We start from the raw sequence: 867 nt of genomic DNA on the forward strand, positions 1-867 counted from the left end.
CTGTTGCTATAGAGCCTAAATCAAAAGCTGCTCAAGAAAAAATGGGTGTAGCTCTTCAAAAATTAGTTGAAGAAGATCCAACTTTCAGAGTTAGAACTGATGAAGAAACAGGACAAACTATAATATCAGGTATGGGTGAATTACACTTAGAAATAATCGTAGATAGATTATTAAGAGAATTCAAAGTTGAAGCTAACGTTGGTGCTCCACAAGTTGCTTACAGAGAAACTATAACTGAGCCAGTTGATATAGAGTACAAGTACTCTAAGCAATCAGGTGGTAGAGGACAATACGGTCACGTTAAGATAAGAGTTAACCCTCAAGATCCAGGTGCTGGATATAAATTCGAAAACAAAACTGTTGGTGGATCTGTACCAAAAGAATACGTTGGACCAACTGATGCAGGTATACAAGGTGCTATGGCATCTGGTGTAGTTGCTGGATTCCCAGTTGTTGACGTTGCTGTTGAATTATATGATGGTTCTTACCATGATGTCGATTCATCAGAAATGGCATTCAAAATGGCTGGATCTATGGCTATGAAAGAAGCTTTAAGAAAAGGTAACTCTATATTATTAGAGCCTTACTTCAAAGTTGAAGTTGTTACTCCTGAAGATTACATGGGAGACGTTATGGGTGGATTAAACTCTAAGAGAGGTTTAATACAAGGTATGGAAGCTAGATCTGGTGCACAAGTTATAAATGCATTCGTTCCACTTTCAGAAATGTTTGGATACTCTACTGAGTTAAGATCTTCTACTCAAGGTCGTGCAACTTACACAATGATATTTGATCATTATGCACAAGTTCCAGCTTCAGTTGCTAAGAAAATAGCTGAATCAAAATAATAATTTTATTATAAATAAA

The 867-nt window shown here is 36.3% G+C and carries 1 protein-coding gene; it reads left to right on the forward strand.

The window, feature by feature from the left end; all coding sequences use genetic code 11:
• The coding region (locus JWF52_RS19035) for a translation factor GTPase family protein (RefSeq protein ID WP_502711273.1) at positions 1-848 on the forward strand (848 nt) is incomplete at its 5' end.
• Positions 849-867: the final 19 nt, after the last annotated feature.

The sequence above is a fragment of the Clostridium sp. CCUG 7971 genome, assembly GCF_017590215.1.
GTDB lineage: Bacteria > Bacillota > Clostridia > Peptostreptococcales > Peptostreptococcaceae > Faecalimicrobium.